Annotated in this window: 14 protein-coding genes; 8 read left to right on the top strand and 6 right to left on the bottom strand. The window is 70.0% G+C overall.

Annotated features, from left to right (window positions below):
• The coding region (locus B7X32_RS08310) for an acetylxylan esterase (protein WP_292718430.1) at positions 1–823 on the bottom strand (823 nt) is incomplete at its 3' end.
• 113 nt (positions 824–936) lie between these two features.
• Here B7X32_RS08310 and B7X32_RS08315 point away from each other — a divergent pair.
• Positions 937–4,947 (top strand): hypothetical protein, encoded by a 4,011-nt coding sequence (locus B7X32_RS08315; RefSeq protein WP_292718432.1) that lies wholly within the window; start codon positions 937–939, stop codon positions 4,945–4,947.
• Between the two features lie 55 nt (positions 4,948–5,002).
• Here B7X32_RS08315 and B7X32_RS08320 read toward each other — a convergent pair whose 3' ends face one another.
• Both B7X32_RS08320 and B7X32_RS08325 read right to left on the bottom strand, forming a co-directional pair.
• A complete protein-coding gene (locus B7X32_RS08320) occupies positions 5,003–6,163 on the bottom strand; it encodes a mandelate racemase/muconate lactonizing enzyme family protein (RefSeq protein ID WP_292718434.1) in 1,161 nt (386 codons plus the stop codon).
• Between the two features lie 93 nt (positions 6,164–6,256).
• Positions 6,257–7,060, bottom strand: a complete 804-nt coding sequence (locus B7X32_RS08325; RefSeq protein WP_292718436.1) for an IclR family transcriptional regulator — start codon at positions 7,058–7,060, stop codon at positions 6,257–6,259.
• A 215-nt stretch (positions 7,061–7,275) separates the two neighbouring features.
• On the opposite strand from B7X32_RS08325, the gene B7X32_RS08330 reads away from it, so the two are divergent.
• The 3 genes from B7X32_RS08330 to B7X32_RS08340 are packed head-to-tail and all read left to right on the top strand — an operon-like array spanning position 7,276 to position 10,431.
• Positions 7,276–8,211 (top strand): sugar ABC transporter permease, encoded by a 936-nt coding sequence (locus tag B7X32_RS08330; RefSeq protein ID WP_292718438.1) that lies wholly within the window; start codon positions 7,276–7,278, stop codon positions 8,209–8,211.
• Positions 8,208–9,068, top strand: a complete 861-nt coding sequence (locus B7X32_RS08335) for a carbohydrate ABC transporter permease (protein ID WP_235281562.1) — start codon at positions 8,208–8,210, stop codon at positions 9,066–9,068. The genes B7X32_RS08330 and B7X32_RS08335 overlap by 4 nt, the downstream gene beginning before the upstream one ends.
• A gap of 55 nt (positions 9,069–9,123) precedes the next feature.
• Positions 9,124–10,431 (top strand): hypothetical protein, encoded by a 1,308-nt coding sequence (locus tag B7X32_RS08340; protein ID WP_292718442.1) that lies wholly within the window; start codon positions 9,124–9,126, stop codon positions 10,429–10,431.
• A gap of 64 nt (positions 10,432–10,495) precedes the next feature.
• Here the strand turns inward: B7X32_RS08340 and B7X32_RS08345 are convergent, their stop codons facing one another.
• Complete coding sequence (locus B7X32_RS08345) at positions 10,496–11,212, bottom strand: SDR family oxidoreductase (RefSeq protein WP_292718444.1); 717 nt, start codon at positions 11,210–11,212, stop codon at positions 10,496–10,498.
• Positions 11,209–12,126, bottom strand: coding sequence for a dihydrodipicolinate synthase family protein (locus tag B7X32_RS08350; protein ID WP_292718446.1), 918 nt, complete (start codon positions 12,124–12,126; stop codon positions 11,209–11,211). The genes B7X32_RS08345 and B7X32_RS08350 overlap by 4 nt, the downstream gene beginning before the upstream one ends.
• 109 nt (positions 12,127–12,235) lie before the next feature.
• Between B7X32_RS08350 and B7X32_RS08355 the strand changes: the two genes are divergently transcribed.
• Positions 12,236–13,156, top strand: a complete 921-nt coding sequence (locus tag B7X32_RS08355) for an SMP-30/gluconolactonase/LRE family protein (protein WP_292718448.1) — start codon at positions 12,236–12,238, stop codon at positions 13,154–13,156.
• Complete coding sequence (locus tag B7X32_RS08360; protein ID WP_292718450.1) at positions 13,153–13,797, top strand: bifunctional 4-hydroxy-2-oxoglutarate aldolase/2-dehydro-3-deoxy-phosphogluconate aldolase; 645 nt, start codon at positions 13,153–13,155, stop codon at positions 13,795–13,797. The genes B7X32_RS08355 and B7X32_RS08360 overlap by 4 nt, the downstream gene beginning before the upstream one ends.
• Before the next feature lie 113 nt (positions 13,798–13,910).
• Here B7X32_RS08360 and gndA read toward each other — a convergent pair whose 3' ends face one another.
• Complete coding sequence (gene gndA / locus B7X32_RS08365) at positions 13,911–15,365, bottom strand: NADP-dependent phosphogluconate dehydrogenase (RefSeq protein ID WP_292718452.1); 1,455 nt, start codon at positions 15,363–15,365, stop codon at positions 13,911–13,913.
• 339 nt (positions 15,366–15,704) lie between these two features.
• Here gndA and B7X32_RS08370 point away from each other — a divergent pair, with 339 nt between their 5' ends.
• Both B7X32_RS08370 and B7X32_RS08375 read left to right on the top strand, forming a co-directional pair.
• Positions 15,705–16,922 carry a branched-chain amino acid ABC transporter substrate-binding protein gene (locus B7X32_RS08370; RefSeq protein ID WP_292718454.1) on the top strand — a complete coding sequence of 406 codons (1,218 nt, stop codon included), beginning with the start codon at positions 15,705–15,707 and terminating at the stop codon, positions 16,920–16,922.
• Positions 16,923–17,026: 104 nt separating this feature from the next.
• Positions 17,027–18,043, top strand: a complete 1,017-nt coding sequence (locus tag B7X32_RS08375) for a branched-chain amino acid ABC transporter permease (protein WP_292718456.1) — start codon at positions 17,027–17,029, stop codon at positions 18,041–18,043.
• Positions 18,044–18,098: the final 55 nt, after the last annotated feature.

Below are 18,098 nucleotides of genomic sequence, written 5' to 3' on the forward strand. Positions count from 1 at the left end.
AGACCGCGAACTGTCCGCGCGGATCGACCGCGGGGTCGAGCACGGCGGCGCCGATGTGCACCGGTATGCGGAGGCGCCGCGCCGCGATCGCCGCATCGTGGTAATCGAGCGTGGATCGCGCCTCGGGGTGCGCGCGGACATGTGCCCGGACGGCCTCTCCGCTCCCGGTGCAGCGCCGGCTGAGCCGGATCTCGTGCGCGCCGAAGCTGGGCACGTCCAGCGCCGCTCGCCGGAAGCGCGCGTCCCACGGAAGCGCCATGGCCCCGATCCCGCCGCCGAAGCTGCTGCCGCTGAAGTCGAGCGCGTCCGCGGCGGGGGTCAGGTCCCGCAGCACGGTCGCCGCACGCCAGATGTCCGCCGCGGCGAAGCGGAGCGAGTAGGTGTCCCGGTGCGCGATGCCGGCCACCACGTGTTCTGCGGGGAGTGCGGGGAAGCGGCTGGGCGCATCCGGGCCGGTGCCGGGCGCGCAGGGGAAGATCGCGACCGTGTCCCCGGGCACGCGGTCCGCGTCGGGGCCGGTGCGGCCTCCGTAACCGTGCCCGACCACGAGCCCGCGCCGGATGGCGGACGTCGCGTGCGGCACCATGACGAACGCGACGGCGGGCTCGTCCGCGGAGGACTCGAAGCGGATCTCGGTCACGCGATGGGTCGGTGTGGCGTCCTGCTCGCGAACGGTCCGCCACGCGACGGCGCCGGTGCCGAACTCCTCGAAGGTCGCCCGCCAGAACTCGTCGAAGTCGTCCGGCTCCGGCTGCGCGGGCGGGGCCACGAGCAGCGCTCCGAGGGAGTACTCGGTCAGTTCTTCGGGTGTCCCGTCGCGCAACGAATGGCTCCTCACCGGTTCCGTACCTCCTCGATCCTGCCGCGCAGGCGGCATCCGCACCGCTGCGGAAGGATCCATTGACATCATCGCATACGGATTGCAATATATGCATCATGATTGCAAGGAAGAATGAGAGGGATGACGACGGCTCCCTGCAGTGGAGTCGACGATCCGTGCTGCGCATGCTGGTGATCGCGGGCGTGCTCCCGCCGGTCCTCGGTGCGCAGGCGGGCGGGGGCGCGGCGGCGGCCACGGAGCTCCCCACGGCGAGCGGCGCCTACGCGGACGCGCTGCGCCGACTGGACAAGCCGAACCTGGCGATGACGCAGGTGGCGCAGCTGGTCGGCACCCACCACCGGATGACCTTCTTCCAGGCCACATGGGACGGAGGGGCGACGATCGTCCGGGATCTCGAGGTCGCCCACGACGGCGGGTGGCTCGCCGTCACGGATCCCGCCCACCGGTTCGACGAGCAGTGGGTGGTGCTGAAGGGGGCGCTGCCGTCCGGCAGCGCGCCGGAGCTCTACGGTCCGCTGGCGCCGAGCTGGCTCGGCTTCACCTCGTTCCAGGTCCTCGGGCCGCAGGCGATCGAGCTGCGCACCAGCACCGACGACGTCGAGCTCGTCGTGCGCTGGCGGCTGGAGGGCGACAACCCGGAGGCCCACCATGTGCTGACCGCGAAGAACGCCGGGGACTACATCGTCGGCTATCAGAGCCAGGACGCCCGATCGCTCGACGATCTCGACGAGGTGCTGTGCGGGTCGTATCAGCATGCCCTGTCGGTCCTCGACGGCTCCGCCCCGCTCGGGGCATGGGAGCTGTTCGCCCCGATGGCGCTCACGCAATACGCCGTGAGCGGCATCGCGGTCACCTCCGGCGTCTACCTGCCGTCCGAGGTCGCCGAGTTCGTGCACGAACGGCAGCTCATGTCGGACCGGCAGCCCTATGGCATGAGCCTGCGCAACGACAGCCTCGACCTCGTGCCCTGCATGTACTCGCCGCAGCCCGGCCTCCGCACGGCGATGGCGGCGGGGGAGGAGCGCGGCTTCGCGTTCGGCGTGGCCGCGCAGACCGGTGCCCTGTACGACGCGTACACCGCGCTGTGCCGGGGCGAGTACGGGGTGACGGCTTATCGGCGCAACGTCTACGAGCGATCGCTGACCGACGCCGTGCACGCGATGGCGGAGCTGATCGCCGTCGAGCCCGCCGGCGACGACTCGGTGGACTACATCCCGTCCTTCTCCGGCTGGTGGAACCGCGCCAAGGGATTCGTCGACGTGGAGAACGAGGACGCCGTCCGCACCGCCGCGAGCGGTGTGGTGCTCTCGGCGCACTACCTGACCGGCAAGCCGGGCGGCTCCCTGTACGACCGGCGCGCCAGGCCGCTGATCGAGTACCAGGTGTCCCGCAAGGGGATCGGGCACTCCCCGGTGATCGGCAGCCCGGTCTACAACGACAAGACGCAGTACCGGCTCGGCCGCATCCCCACCGACGCGGTGAACCTGACGGCGCTCTACCAGCTCACCCACGGGCGCAACGCCGGAATACAGCGGCTCGCGGTGCAGGCGACGAAGTCCGGCGTCGTGGGGCAGAGCCGCGCGCCCTTCACCGTCCCGCTCGCGACCTACCGCGCCACCGGGGATCCGGCCTACCTCGCGGAGGCGAGCCTGATCGGCCGCCGCTACGTGCAGGAGCAGATCCTCACGCCCTACCGCGGCAACGGCCAGCCGCCGGGCGGCTTCGCCTACAGCTTCTCCAAGTACTGGGTCGACCTGCTCGAGCTATTCGAGGTCACCGGGGAGGCGCTCTTCCTGGAGGGGGCGCACCGGGAGGTGCAGCGCTTCATCACTCAGACCGCCGTGCGCCCCGTGCCGGACCAGACCGTCACGGTCCCCGAGGGCCACGTGATCATGCAGCAGTACGACTGGGAGACCCGCTCGTCGCTGCCGCCGTACCCGGTCACGGGCGTGGCGACGGAGACGGTTCCGGCCTGGTACGTCTCGCCCTCCGGTCTCACCTTCGAGGCGCTCTCCTCGTTCAAGCTCGGGGTCAGCGCCGTGACCGATCCCGGCGGCGGATACGTCTTCAATCCGTGCTGGGCCGGAGCGCTGCTGCGACTGGCGCACCACACCGGAGACGCGCTGCTCGCCGACGTCGCGCACAACATGGTGATCGGCAGGTTCACGACCTATCCCGGCTACTACGGGCGTCAGTTCCAGGTCGCCCACATGAAGCCGGACTTCGCCACGAGCGGGCCCGTCGGGATCACCGGCTACTACTTCCACCATGCGCCGGCACAGCTGGGGCTCGCCATGGACTATCTGATCAGCGAGAGCTTCTACCGCAGCTCCGGCAGCATCGAGTTCCCGCACGTCTTCGAGGCGGACTTCGCGTACTTCAAGTTCTTCGCCTACGGCCACGCGCCAGGGTCGTTCTTCGGTGAGACCGGGGTGTGGCCCTACTTCCCGGCGGGCCTGATCGCGCTGGACAACCCGCTGGTCAACTGGATCGCCGGGGTCGGGAACGGCGCGCTCTACATCAGTCTCACGAACTCGGCGTCCGACGCCCAGCAGGTCGTCGTCGACCTCGCCGGGGATCTGACCGGGCTGCCTCGCTCCGCCGCGCCCGCGGTCGAGGTGGTCGCCGCCGACGGCAGCCGCTCCTCCCAGGCGGCGGTCGACGCGCGCGTCACGGTCACCGTCCCGGGGCACGGGCTGCTCGCCCTGGTCGTCCGCAACGTCGCGGTGCCGCGGCCGGAGCTGCCGTCCGACGACATCGCCGACCACGGCCCGGACAGCTTCCGCGAGGTCGACTCCGATCCGGCGACCGACTACGGACTCGTCCGCGGGATGCTGCTGGTGCGGCCGGGCGGGCAGGGATACGACGCCTATGTGCAGATCGACACCGAGCAGCAGGCGACGCTCTCCTACCGGATCGGCGGACAGGCCGCGCAGCAGGCGCCCGTCAAGGGATACCCCTATGAATGGACGATCCCGGTGGATGACCCGACGAAGACGTTCGCCTATACGGTCTCCGCCGGCGGCACGACCACGGACGAGGTCACGCTGCGCCTGCCGGCGCGGCTCGCCGGCGCGGGATCCGAGGTCTCGGGAGACGTGGTCGCCCAGGCGACGGGCACGGCCGGGGACAGGGTCCCGCTGATCATCGAGGTGCGCAACGGGACGGCGCAGCCGATCGCGGGCAGCGTCGCGCTGACCCTGCCGAGCGGATGGCAGCTCGACGGCACGGTGCCGGCGGTCACCGCTCCCGCGCACGCGACGATCCGGGTGGAGTCCGCGGTCGTGATCGCGGCGTCAGCGCCGCTCGGGGAGGTCCAGGTGGCCGGATCCCTGTCGGCGCCGGGGGCGGCGCCCGTCACACTGAGGCCCGCGTCGATCGAGGTGATCGATCGCCGCCGGCTCGTCTCGCTCGCGACCGACACCGAGGTCGCGAGCGGACCGGGGGCGACGGTGAAGCTGACCGCCCTCGTGATCAACACCGGCGTGACGCCGCTGCAGGGCACGCTCTCCCTCTACGGCGCCACCGGATGGACCATCGATCAGCGCGACGCGGCCGTCGTCGTGCCGCCGCGCTCCGATCTGACGCACACCTGGACCGTGACGGCAGGGGCGGGCGTCGCTCCGGGGTCGAGCACGCGGTTCGAAGCGCGGCTGGATCAGAGCCTGCGCCGAGCGGTCCTGGTGCGGATGGCCGACGAAGGCGTGATCGTGCACACCCAGTCGCCCTGGCCCGGGTACCTGGAGACGGGTCGGTGGTATCCCAGCGGCCTGTCCGGCTGGAACGGGACGCGCACGCGGTACAGCGACTCCGACTCCGTCGGCAGCACGGTGACCTGGAAGGCGACCCTTCCGCAGCCGGGCCTCTACCGCGTCTCGGTCTGGTACCCGACGAATCCGACGACGACCACGTCGGCGGCCTACGTCGTCGAGCACCAGGGCGGCAGCAGCGAGGTGATCGTGGACCAGACCCAGGGCGCGGCCGCGTGGCGGGCGCTCGGCACGTTCCGCTACGACGCGGGTGCTCCCGGGGTCGTGCGGCTGGAGGTCCGCAGCACGAGCATCCACCGGGTCAGCGCCGCCCAGTTCGTGCGGGTCGGGGATTGACGAAGGGGGTGGACCGGAGCGGGGCTCCGGTCCACCCCCTTCGGGCGGTGTGCGGTCAGCGCCGGACGAACTGTGCGACGGCCGTCTCGTCCACGGTGACGCCGAGCCCAGGGCCGGTCGGGACGAGGAATCCGCCATCGGGTCGCACCTCGAGCGGGGTGGTGAGGATGAGGTTGGCGACGGGCAGCGTGAACGGCTGGTACTCGAAGGCGAGCAGCGAGGTCGCGCTCGCCGCGACGTGCACGCCGGCGGCCATCGCGATGCCGAAGGCGGCGGAATGGTGAGGGGCGACCTGCGCGTGGAACGCGTCGGCGACCGCGGCGATCGCGAGCCCCTCCGTGATGCCGGTGCGGCCGATGTCGGGCTGCGTCAGGCCGACAGCCCTGCGGGCGAGCCAGTCGGAGAACTCGAACCGGCTGCGCATCGCCTCGCCGATCGCGATCGGGGTCGCCAGCGACGCCGCGAGATCGCGGTGCCCCTCGACATCCTCCGGTGCCAGGGGCGCCTCGAAGAACCAGGCCCTGCGGTCGTCGAGCTCGCGTCCGAGCGCCTTCGCCTCGCCGAGCCGGTAGGTCCAGTGCGCGTCGAGCGCGAGATCGAGATCCGGGTGCACGGCCCGGATCGCGTCATAGGTGGCGAGGTCGGTGCGGATATCGGTGCCGAGATGCAGCTTGATCCGTCGCACGCCCGCCTCGACGAAGGCCGTGGCCTTGTCGACGCGCTCCGCATCGTCGTTCCCGCGGATCCCCGAGACGTAGGTCGGCAGGATCTCCGCGAAGCGGCCGCCGGCGAGCTCCGAGACGGACAGGCCCGTCGCGTGCCCCCAGAGGTCCCAGAGCGCGATGTCGACCGCCGCCATGGCGTCCGCCTGGTGTCCGGTGAGGTGCCCCCGCTCGCGCATCGACTCGGTCATCCGGTGCCAGAGCGTCCGCACGGATCGCGGATCCTCGCCCAGGATGAGCGGGGCGAGCAGGTGATCGACCACCGCGGCGACCACTTCGGGGGCCACCGGGGCGAGTGCTTCGCCCCATCCGACGAGGCCCTCGTCCGTCTCGATCTTGACGAGGAGGGTCTCGTAGCCGGGGGAGTACAGGCTCCGCCACGGCGGCCGGATGACGTAGCCGCGATGGGCCACGCCCGAGTCGCCCGCATAGGAGTCGTCCGCATCCTCTCGCGACAGGAAGAGGGGGAACGTCTGGACGCGCGTGATCTTCACAAGGGTCTCCGAAGACAGTCGTGGGGGGAGAGGCCGACGGCGTCTGCCGCGGCGATGAGCTTCTGGGCGCCGCGACCGGATCGCGGCAGCGGGTCAGAGGGCCGCGAAGGCGCTCGCCGAGCGGGAGGGGCTGTACCCGAGCGCGACCGAGATCTCGTCCGCCGCTTCGATGAGCTGCAGCGCGAGCTCCTGGTGCGGGGCGTGCAGGTCGAGCACGGAGAGCGGTCCGCTCGCCGAGAGCGCGGCGACGATCTCGCCCGCCCTGTTGTGGATCGGTGCGGCGATGCACGCGCGCCCGAAGGCGAGCTCCTCGATCTCGGTCGCATATCCGCGGCTGCGGCTCTCGTCGAGCGCGACCTGCATGACGTCGCGGTCGACGATCGTGTGCGGGGTGAAGCGCTGAGGGGAGTGCTCGAAGTACTCGTCGACCTTCTCCGACGTCATGCCGGAGAGCAGGGCCTTGCCGAGCCCGGTGGCGTGCAGGGGCCCTGTGCGTCCCGCCATCGCGAACGACTTGGGGGCGAGCGCGCCCTCGAAGTTGCAGAGGTACGTGAAGGTGAAGCCGCTGAGCTCTGCGACGTTCACGCCGATCTCGATCCGGCGGGCCAGGTTCTGCGCGATCTGCCGCGATGCGCGGAAGATCGGCGAGCCGTTGAGCGCGATCGTGCCGAGGGCGACCGCCGCCGGCCCGAGCCGGTAAAGACCGGTCCGGCCGTCCTGGACCACGAACTTCATCCGGTCGAGCGCCGACATCATGCGCGAGACGGTGGACTGCCCGAGCCCGGTCAGCGTGCAGAGCTCGGAGACCCGCAGCTCACCCGACTCCTCTGTGAAGCAGGCGAGCAAGGACATCGCCCGTTCCACGGTCTGGGTGCCACCCACCGATTCCGACGCCATCGCGACTTCTCCTCCCTGCGGCCGTCGCATCTGCGAAGCCGTTGCCAGTCATCCTAATGAGACTGTTGATGCCAGGCAAGGCAAATGTGGGTGTCTTATGCATTTTGTGGATTTCGCATCCGCATTGTGGTTGACTGACAGCACGTCATCGTCGACGACTGCGACGACGGCGTGCAGGGGCCCGAAGGGTCCACCCCACCCGGAAAGTGAATGCCATGCCACAAGCCACCCTCGAGCGGCCAGAGGTCCGCGAGCAGGTCCCCCCGCCGCGCTCGGGACGCCGCTCCACGCTGGGCGCGAAGGACCGCACCTTCGGTTTCATGATCGCACTCCCCGCGGTCCTGCTGTTCCTCGTGATCGCGATCTTCCCGCTCGTCTCGAGCATCGGCACCAGCCTCTACGACCAGTCCCTGCTGCGACCCGAGCGCACGTTCGTCGGCTTCGACAACTACGCGCTCATCTGGGACGAGTTCGTGGCGAGACTCGGCACCACGCTCGTGTTCGCCTCGCTCTCCACGGTCTTCCCCCTGATCCTCGGCGTCGCCCTGGCGATGCTGCTGAACTCCCGGATGCGCGGGCGCACGGTGCTGCGCGGCGCGCTGATGCTGCCGTGGCTGCTCCCGGGCGTGGTCGTGTCCTTCCTCTGGGCATGGATCTTCAACGACAGCTACGGCGTCGTGAACCACGTCCTGACACTCCTCGGCCTGCCCGAGATCAGCATGCTCGGGAACCCGGTCGGAGCGATGGCCGCCGTGATCATCGCGAAGACCTGGCACTCCTTCCCCTGGATCATGGTGGTCGCGCTCGCCGTGCTTCAGACGCTGCCCAGCGAGCAGATCGAGGCCGCGACGATCGACGGCGCGACCAGGGCGCAGCGCTTCCGGTACATCTCGCTGCCGCACATCGCCGGTCCCGTGACGCTCGTCGCCGTGCTCGAGTTCATCTACAACTTCGGCAACTTCGACACGATCTTCGTCATGACCGGAGGAGGGCCCGGCAACTCCACGACGACCCTCGCCGTGAGCCTCTACCACCTCGCCTTCGGCAGCTACGAGCTCGGCAAGGCCTCCGCGATGGGGGCGCTGTGGCTCGTCCTGCTCGCGATCATCTCGAGCGGATATCTGCTCCTCAACCGACGACTGGAGAAATGATGCGCCGCAACCGCGACGTCGGCGAGGGGATCATCCGCCCTCATCTGTCCGTCCCCGGGCGCGTGGGCCTCATCGTGCTCGCCCTGTTCGGCCTGCTGCCGGTGTACTGGCTCACGGCGACCGCGTTCACGAAGAAGGAGGACGTGTTCGCCCAGAACCGGCCGTTCTTCCCGGTGGATCCCACGATCGAGAACTTCGTCGGCTTCTTCCAGAACGACGCCCTCCTGAAGAACCTCGGCAACAGCATCATCGTGTCCAGCGGCACCGCGCTGCTGGCCGTGCTCGTCGGCGGGCTGATGGCCTACTCGCTCTCGAAGTTCCGCTATCGCGGACGCAACGCGATCATGTTCATGTTCCTCATCGGTCAGCTGATCCCCGGTGCGCTGCTGCTCATCTCGCTGTACCTGATGCTGAGCTCCGCGGGCCTGCTCTACACCTATGCGGCCCTGATCCTCTCGTTCACGACCTTCACGCTGCCGCTCACGGTCTTCCTGCTCAAGGGGATCATGGACGGCCTCCCGGACGACATCCTCGAGGCCGCGAAGGTCGACGGGCTCTCCCGGACCGCCACCGTGTTCCGGATCGTCTTCCCCCTGGTCGTCCCCGGGCTCATCACCGCCGCGATGTTCGCCTTCATGCGCGGGTGGAGCGACCTGCTGTTCGCGCTGACGCTCGCCGGTCCCGACAAGCAGACGCTGCCCGCGGGCCTGACACAGGCGTTCATCCATGAGGGCACGGCGGATTGGCCGGCGCTCATGGCGGCCTCGCTGATCACCTCGCTCCCGCTCGTCATCATCTTCGTCGTCCTCCAGCGCTACTTCGTCTCCGGCCTCGCCGCCGGTGCGGTGAAGGGCTAGCCGCTTGTCCCCGAAACACCTCGATTCCCGACCTGTCCCTGAAGGAGCTGTGCCCATGAACATCCCGAACTCGCAGTTGAGTCGTCGCGCCTTCCTCGGCGGCGGCACCGCGCTGGCCGCTTTCGGCGTCCTCGCCCTCGCCGGCTGCGCGACCCCCGCCGCGACACCCCCCGGTGCCACGGCGAACGCCGCGACCAAGGCCAAGACCATCAACTTCTACGGCAACTCGCTCGGCGAGGAGGCGCTCAAGCCGGCCTGGCAGGGGATCATCGACGGGTTCTCCAAGGACGCAGGGGTCACCGTCGCCCCGGTGATCTATCCGTACGACCAGGCCGCCACCCAGTTGGCGCTCACGGGCCGCTCCGGCAAGCTCCTCGGCGTCGGCCAGTCGGGCGGATGGCAGGTGCTGACGCCCATGGATCTGCTCGCCGATCTGACCGAGCTGGCCAAGGGCCTCGGGATCCCGCAGGGCGTCCTCGACTCCTACACGAAGGACGGCAAGCTGCTCGTGCTTCCTCTGACGGCATCGGGCATCGGCATCGCCACGAACGGCGAGATCGCGAAGAGCGTCGGCATCAAGTCCGGCATGACCGTCGAGCAGTTCGCGACGGCACTCGAGAAGATCAAGGCGCAGGACTCCTCGCTGATCCCGTACGCGGCGGTGACGAAGAACCCGGACCTGAAGGACGCCGTGCACTGGATGTGGGGCTTCGGGAGCGAGGTCGTCACGGACGATCTGAAGTGCACCATCGGCGACGCGGCGAGCGTCAAGGCCATCGCCTGGTACAAGTCCCTCATGGACGCGGGGCTCACGCAGACCAACGTCGCCCGCAGCGACGCCCGCATCCTGTTCGCGAGCGGGCGGGCGGCCGTCTACGACGACGCGCCGCTCGTGCCGACCTTCTTGAAGAAGAACGGCGCGGCGCAGAACATCATCGACAACGTCAGCGCGATCTCGCGCCCCACGGTCGATGGCAAGAAGTCCTACAATCGCGCCTGGGGCAGCGGCCTGTTCGCGACGGCCGGCGAGGGCGAGGTCACGAGCCGCGAGTTCATCAAGTACGCGTCGACCGATGTCGCGGCGGCGACCGCGCTGTACGAGCGCTCCGCGGTGGCCCCGGCCGCCAAGAGCGTCGCGGACAAGATCCCCGCCCTCGCCGCGGACAGGTTCCAGGGGACGTTCCGCACCCAGGTGTCGGAGCACGCGCGCGCGGCCGCCTGGGACCGGGTCGCCGTGACGGCGCAGATCGACGCCGCGATCGGCGGCGGTGTCGCGACCATCCTCGCCGGTCAGGTGGACGTCCAGGCCGGTCTCAACGCCCTGAAGAAGGAAGTGCAGGGGCTGCTCGACTCCAACTCCTGAGCCTCGAACACGAATGCCGCGCCGGAGGATCTCCGGCGCGGCATTCGCGTTCGAGCGGAAGGCGTCAGAGCCAGCGGTCGCGCAGGACCGGCTTCAGCCACGCGGCGGGGGAGGACATGGAGAGCCCTCCGTCGACCGGGATCGTGGCGCCGGTGATGAAGGACGCCCCCTCCGACGCGAGGAAGGCGACGACCGAGGCGACCTCCTCCGGTCGCCCGATCCTGCCCAGCGGGTAGCCTTCGGTCTCGCCGGTGTCTGCGGCGGAGATGCTCCCCGGCTGCACGGAGTTGACCCGGATCCCGCGGGGGCCGTAGTCCAGCGCGAGCTGCCGCATGAGGGCCTCGACGCCGGCCTTGGCCGCGGCGTATGCGGGCAGGGAGGGCGCCGCGAGCGTGGCGTTGACCGAGGTGACCGCCACGATCGACGACCCGGGTGCGAGCAACGGCAGCGCGGCGCGGGCGACGAAGAACGCCGAGTCGAGCGTCGCCCCGAGCGCGCCGCGCCAGTCGTCGTCGCTCGTCGACTCGGCGCGTCCGATCGGCATGCGCGCCGCCGCGAGGACGACGACGTCGATGCCGCCGAGGGCCTCCGCGGCGTCGGAGACGGCTCGTTCCGCGCCCTCGGTGCGGCTGCAGTCGGCGACGAGGAAGTCCGCGAAGGCCGGATCGACGGTCGGCTCCAGCCCCACCCCGACGACGGCGTCGCCGCGCTCCGCGAACGCGCGCGCGATCGCGATGCCGATGTCGGATCCGCCGCCGATCAGCAGCACGCGGCTGGTCACGCGCGCACCGCGGTCGGCAGCGGAGGAAGGGCGAGCTCCTCGAGGACGAGGTGCACCGCGGCACGGCTGCCGGCGTCGAGGCGGGCCGCCGGGTAGCGGACGGTCGCGTGATCGATGATCCCGCGCGCCACGAGCACCTCCTTGTGCACCGCCCATGCGATGCCGCCCTGCAGCCCGATCAGCACGAGAGGGAGCATACGACGGAAGCCCGCGCGCGCCTCCTCGACGCGCCCCGCGACGAAGTCGGCCAGCACGGGGCCGAGCAGGTCGGGGAACTCGCAGGCGGGCATCGTGCCGACGGCGCCGCGCGCATACTCCTCAAGGCAGAACTGCGCGTTCTGGCCTCCGAGCACCGCGAAGTCCGCCCCGCCGAGCGCGTCGATGACGGCCCCCACCTTGGGGGCGGTCGGCGGCGCCTCGACCTTGACGGAGTCGACGCGGTCGAGGCGGGCGAGCTCGGCGATCAGCGCCGGCGTCATGGCGACGCCGGTGACGCCGGGGGCGTCCTGCACCATGACCGAGAGCGAGGTGGATCCCGCGACGTCGCCGTAGAAGTCGACGAGCGTGGCCGCCGCCGGCTTCACCATGAACGGCGGAAGCACCATGAGCGCGTCGGCGCCGCCCTCCTCCGCGAGGAGGGCCTGCTCGATCGAGGTCGCCGTCGAGGTGCCGTTGACCCCGGCGATGACGGGAACGCGTCCGGCGACGACCGAGACGACGTCGTCGAGGATCGCGCGCCTCTCGGCCGTCGTCAGCGCGAAGCCCTCGCTGGCCATGCCGAACACGGCCACGCCGTCCACGCCGGATGCGAGTTCGAATTCGACCAGTCGCCGAAGCCCGGCGCGGTCGAGCGCGCCCGTCTCGTCGAACGGCGTCGCCAGGATCGGCATCAGGCCGTGGAGGGTGGGAGTCATCGGCAGGTTCCCCGCTTCATCATCGGAACGCATTTCGCGCAAGAGGTATGCATATTGTGAGATAGTCTGCCATATAACGGTTACCGCCTACCAGTGAAAGAGGGCAAGGATGCCGCGTTCACCCCGCTCGCGAAACGTCGAGATCATCTCGGACGCGCGATACGTACAGGCCGAGTCGCCGCGGTGGGACGGCAGGGACGGCGGTCTGGGCTGGATCGACATGGCGACAGGGCGCTTCCATCGCGGACGCATCGAGGACGGACGGCTGGTGCCGGCAGGATCCGTCCTCGTCGGGGCGAAGATCGGTGCGCCGGCGCCCCTCGTCGATGCCGGAGCAGGGTGGATCGTCGCAGCCGAGCGCGGGGTGGTCCATGTCGCGGAGGGGGGCGGCATCACGCCGGTCGTCTCGGACCTCGCCGTTCCGGGCGACTACATGAACGACGGCGCCTGCGATCCGTCCGGGCGCTTCTGGGTGGGCAGCCAGTCGATGCCGCGGGATCCGCACAGTGCGCTGTGGAGCATCGACGAGCACGGCGTCGCGGTCGAGCGCCTCGGCGGGGTCACGGTGTCCAACGGCCTGGTCTTCGACCGCACCGGATCCACGATGTACTACATCGACACGCTTCCGCACCGCAGCATCGAGGCGTTCGACGTGGCGCCGGACGGCCGGCTGTCGCACCGGCGCACGATCTGCGCGGTGGGCGGAGGGAACCCCGACGGCATGGCGATCGACGACGAGGGGATGCTCTGGGTCGCGGTGTGGGACGCGGGGGAGGTGCGCCGCTACGCGCCGGACGGGACGCTCGACGAGTCGATCCCGCTCCCCGCGACGCGGCCGACCGCGGTGGCCCTCGTCGACGACCTGCTGGTGATCACGACCGCGAGCATCGGGCTGGCGCGCCCGTCCGCGGCGGACGGCGCGATCCTGGGCGTGCAGGTCGAGGTCGGGGGCGCGCCCGCGCTGCCATGGGGCGGAGCGATCCCGCTCGGCGCTCCCCGTGCGGCGTCGGCCGACGGGAGCGACTCGTGAGCATCGTGGACAACGGGCGCCTGCAGGAGCGGCTCGGCGAGAGCAGGCTCATCGCGATCCTCCGCGGCAGCGACGTCGACGCCACGGTCGCGGCGGCACGGACCCTGCTGGACGCCGGCGTCCTGACGCTGGAGATCGCGCTCACGCTGGAGGGAGCGGAGGAGGCGATCGCGCAGGTCGTCCAGGACGCCCCGGCCGACGCGATGATCGGCGCCGGCACCGCCCTCACCCCGGCGGATGTCGACAGAGCGGTGTCGGCCGGTGCCCAGTTCATGGTGACGCCGACGCTCAGCGCGTCCGTCGAGTACGCGATCCGGGAGGGCGTCGGCGTGCTTCCCGGCGTCTACTCGCCCACGGAGATCCAGCGCGGTCTGGACCTGGGCGCCGCGGCCGTCAAGCTGTTCCCGGCCTCAGGGCTCGGCCCCGGCTTCCTGCGCGCGGTGCGAGAGCCTCTGCCGCACGCGCGGATCATCCCGGTCGGCGGAGTGTCGGTCGGGACGGTGGGGGAGTACCTCGAGGCCGGCGCGTTCGCGATCGGCGTCGGAGGACCGCTCCTCGGCGACGCGGCGACGCCGTCCGGAGACCTCGGGGCTCTCGCGGCGCGCGCCGCGGCCTTCCGCCACGCCGTATCCCGCCCCTGAAGGCGCCCCTGAGGGCGCCCCACCTCCGGCGCAAGCCTCTCCACTTGCGAGTCGTCCCCGTCAGCGCACTCCCTGGGGTGCGCTGACGGGGACGACTCGAAAGTGGAACGGGGTCAGTGCGTGTCGACGGCCTCGATCTCGGTGCGGTCGCCCGACCACTGGGTGTGGAACGTGCCCGGCTTGTCGATGCGCTTGTAGGTGTGCGCGCCGAAGAAGTCGCGCTGCCCCTGGACGAGCGCGGCCGGGAGCCGGTCGGCGCGGATCCCGTCGTAGTACGACAGCGACGAGGAGAACGCGGGGGCGGGGATCCCGGCCTGCGCGGCGGCCACGACCACGCGGCGCCAGGCAGCTTGGGCGCGGGTGATCGCCTCGGCGAAGTACGGCGCGGTCATGAGGACCGGCAGATCCGGGGTCTCGGCGTAGGCGTCGGCGATGCGGTTCAGGAACTGCGCGCGGATGATGCAGCCGCCGCGCCAGATCTTCGAGATCGCGCCGAGGTCGATGTTCCAGCCGTACTCGGCGGCGCCCGCGCGGATCTCGTCGAAGCCCTGCGAGTACGCGACGATCTTCGAGGCGTACAGGGCGAGGCGCACGTCCTCGATGAACGCGTCGACCTGGTCTGCGGGGACGGTGAACGCCTCGGCCGGGCCGGGCAGGGCGCCGGCCACGACGCGCTGCTCGGGGTGCGAGCTCAGCGAGCGCGCGAAAGTGGCCTCGGCGATGCCGGAGACCGGGACGCCGAGGGAGAGCGCGGTCTGCACGGTCCACGCGCCGGTGCCCTTGGCGCCGGCCTGGTCGAGGATGACGTCCACGAGCGGAGCGCCGGTGGAGGCGTCGACCTGGCGGAGCACCTCGGCGGTGATCTCGATGAGGTACGACTCCAGCTCGCCCTTGTTCCACTCGGCGAAGATCTCGGCGATCTCGGCCGGGCTCTTGCCCGTGCCGCGGCGGATCAGGTCGTACGCCTCGGCGATGAGCTGCATGTCCGCGTACTCGATGCCGTTGTGCACCATCTTCACGAAGTGGCCTGCGCCGTCGTGGCCCACGTGCGTCACGCAGGGCTCGCCCTCGGCGATCGCGGCGATCGAGCGCAGGATCGGGCCCAGCGTCACCCAGGACTCGTCGGATCCGCCGGGCATGATCGAGGGCCCGGTGAGGGCGCCCTCCTCGCCGCCGGAGATGCCGGCGCCGACGAAGTTGATGCTGGTCGCACGCACCGCCTTCTCGCGGCGGATCGTGTCGGGGAAGTACGCGTTGCCGCCGTCGACGATGATGTCGCCGGGCTCGAACACCTTCACGAGCTCGTCGATCACGGCGTCAGTGCCGGCGCCTGCCTTGACCATGATGATCGCGGTGCGCGGCTTCTGCAGCGCGTCGGCGAACTCCTGGTAGGTCGCGGCGGGGATGAACCCTGCCTCGGGGTGCGCGTCCAGCACGCCCTGCGTCTTCTCGTAGCTGCGGTTGAAGATCGCCACGGTGTTGCCCTCGCGGCTCGCGAGGTTGCGGGCCAGATTCGAACCCATGACGGCGAGTCCGACGACTCCGATATTGGCAGCGGCAGTGGGCACGGTGATCTCCTCGTGTGTCCGGTGGGGGATGGAATCAGGGTATCGCTGTTGAGGCACGACCCGGGGCTGCGCGTCGGCGCCCCGACGGGCCGGCGTCGGCTCCGGCGGCCCCGCACGCGGCGGGGAGCGGAGGGCCCCCGTCCGTTTTCGGGCGGATGACGCTCGCATGTCCGGCGTGTAACGATCCGGGTAGCCGTGTCGCGTTATCGCGCGAAAACTGGACGCGGTCGGACTAATGTCGTGCGCGGGACGCGTACATGGAGGTACGCTCGCCACACCTTGAAGACATCGACGTTTCGCAAGGGGCGGTCGATGACCCGAATCGGAAGGCAATCACAAATGATCCGAAAGAAAGCCGTTGCGGGGATCGCAGCTGCAGCCGCACTGCTGCTGCTCGCGGGTTGCGCGAATCAGGCCGGGGGCACGTCGTCGACGACCGGCAGCAGCAAGATCGACGTCCCCACCGTGACGTCGGTCGACACGCCCAAGGACGCGGTCCTCCCCGCCGGTGACGGCAAGGCCACGTGCTCGAACCTCTCCCTCGGCTACATCGGCGCCGAGACCGGTCCGAACGCCCAGCTCGGCATCAACATCGTCAACGGCGTGAAGCTCGCGATCGACCAGCACAACAAGGCGAACCCGGGTTGCCAGGTCGGCCTGAAGCAGTTCGACACCGAGGGCGACCCGAACAAGGCGACCGGCCCTGTCACCCAGGCCGTCAGCGAGGCGGACATCGTCGGCGTCGTCGGCCTGCCGTTCTCCGGCGAGTCGAAGGCCACGGGCAACATCTTCGAGCAGCAGGGGCTGGTGCACATCACCCCGTCCGCCACGAACCCGGGTCTGACCAAGAACGGCTGGAGCACCTTCTTCCGCGGCCTCGGCAACGACTCGCAGCAGGGCCCCGCCGCCGCGAAGTTCGTCACCGACACCCTGAAGGCCAAGAAGGTCTACCTGGTGCAGGACGACTCCGACTACGGCATCGGCCTGGCGACCGCGACCAGCGAGGCCCTCGGTTCCGCCAAGAGCGGCAGCGACAAGGTCACCACCGGCCAGAAGGACTTCTCGGCGGTGATCTCCAAGATCATGAACGCGAAGCCCGACGCGGTGTACTACGCCGGCTACTACGCCGAGGCGGCGCCGTTCGACCAGCAGCTGGTCGCCAAGGGCTACACCGGCGCCTTCGTCGGCCCCGACGGCGTGAAGGACGACCAGTTCATCAAGCTGGCCGGCGACGCGTCGAAGAACGCCTTCTTCACCTGCCCCTGCATCCCGGGCGAGCTGCTGAAGGACTTCGAGAGCCAGTACAAGACGGCCTCGAACGCCGAGCCCGGCACGTACTCCATCGAGGGCTACGACGCGGCCACCGTGCTGCTGAGCGGCATCGACGCGGGCAAGGTCAGCCGCGCCGACCTCAAGGACTGGGTCAAGAGCTACGACAAGGACGGTCTGAGCAAGCACTACAAGTGGGACGCCACGGGAGAGCTGCAGGCGCCCGCCGTATACGGCTACAAGGTCGACGGCGGCAAGATCGCCTACATCGGTCCGATCGGCAAGTGACCGAAAGGATCCCGCGGCACGGAGGCCCCCTCCGTGCCGCGGGATCCCCTGCCCCTGCTCTTTCCCGGCGCGTTCGTCGTGCCCTCTGTGGAAGTGAAAACTGAATGCTCGGTCTCGTCGCCCAGTCCGTGGTGCACATGGACTCGTCCTGGATCAATTTCGACATCAACTCCCTGCTCCAGAACTTCTGGAGCGCCACCTTCGACGGCCTCACCTTCGGTGCCGTCTATGGCCTGATCGCCGTCGGCTACACCCTCGTCTACGGCGTCCTGAGCCTGATCAACTTCGCCCACTCCGAAGTCTTCATCGTCGGCGCCTACGGCGTCGTGATCACCCTGACGATGCTCGGCTTCGGCCCCAGCGCCCCGACGATCGGGCCTGCCGCGATCATCATGGATCTGCTGCTCGCGCTGGTGGTCGGCATGGTGTTCTCCGCGGGCACCGCATTCGTCGTCGAAAGGGTCGCCTACAGACCCCTGCGCAAACGCAACGCGCCGCGACTCGCGTTCCTGATCACCGCGATCGGCGTCTCGTTCGCGATCCAGTATCTGATCTTCCTGCCGTTCATCGGCGGGGCGAACGCGCAGCCGGCCGTGACCATGTTCATCCCGACCCCGGTGTTCGACGTGTTCGGCACGCTCATCACGAACCAGCAGATCATCATCGTCGTCGCGGCCGTGCTGCTGATGGTCGGCACCGACATGTTCATCCGCCGCAGCCGGACGGGACGCGGGATCCGCGCCGTGGCGCAGGATCCCGACACCGCAACCCTGATGGGCGTCTCGAAGGAGCGCACCATCGTGATCACGTTCATCATCGGCGGTCTGCTCGCCGGCGCCGCCGCACTGTTCTACGTGATGCTGGTGCCCTCCGGCGTCATCTACAACGGCGGCTTCATCCTCGGCGTCAAGGCGTTCGCGGCCGCTGTGCTCGGCGGCATCGGCAACGTCCGCGGTGCGCTGCTCGGCGGCATCCTGCTGGGCATCGTCGGCAACTACGGCCAGATCCTGCTCGGCGACGCGCAGTGGGCCGACGTCGTGGCCTTCGTGATCCTCGTCCTCGTGCTGCTGGTCCGGCCGACCGGCATCCTGGGCACCACTCTCGGAAGGAGCAAGGCATGAGCACCTCATCCGACGGGCCCCGCCCGCTTCCCACGGCGGAGGCGGCAAGGGAGGT

This window comes from Microbacterium sp. 13-71-7, from assembly GCF_002257455.1.
Lineage (GTDB): Bacteria > Actinomycetota > Actinomycetes > Actinomycetales > Microbacteriaceae > Microbacterium.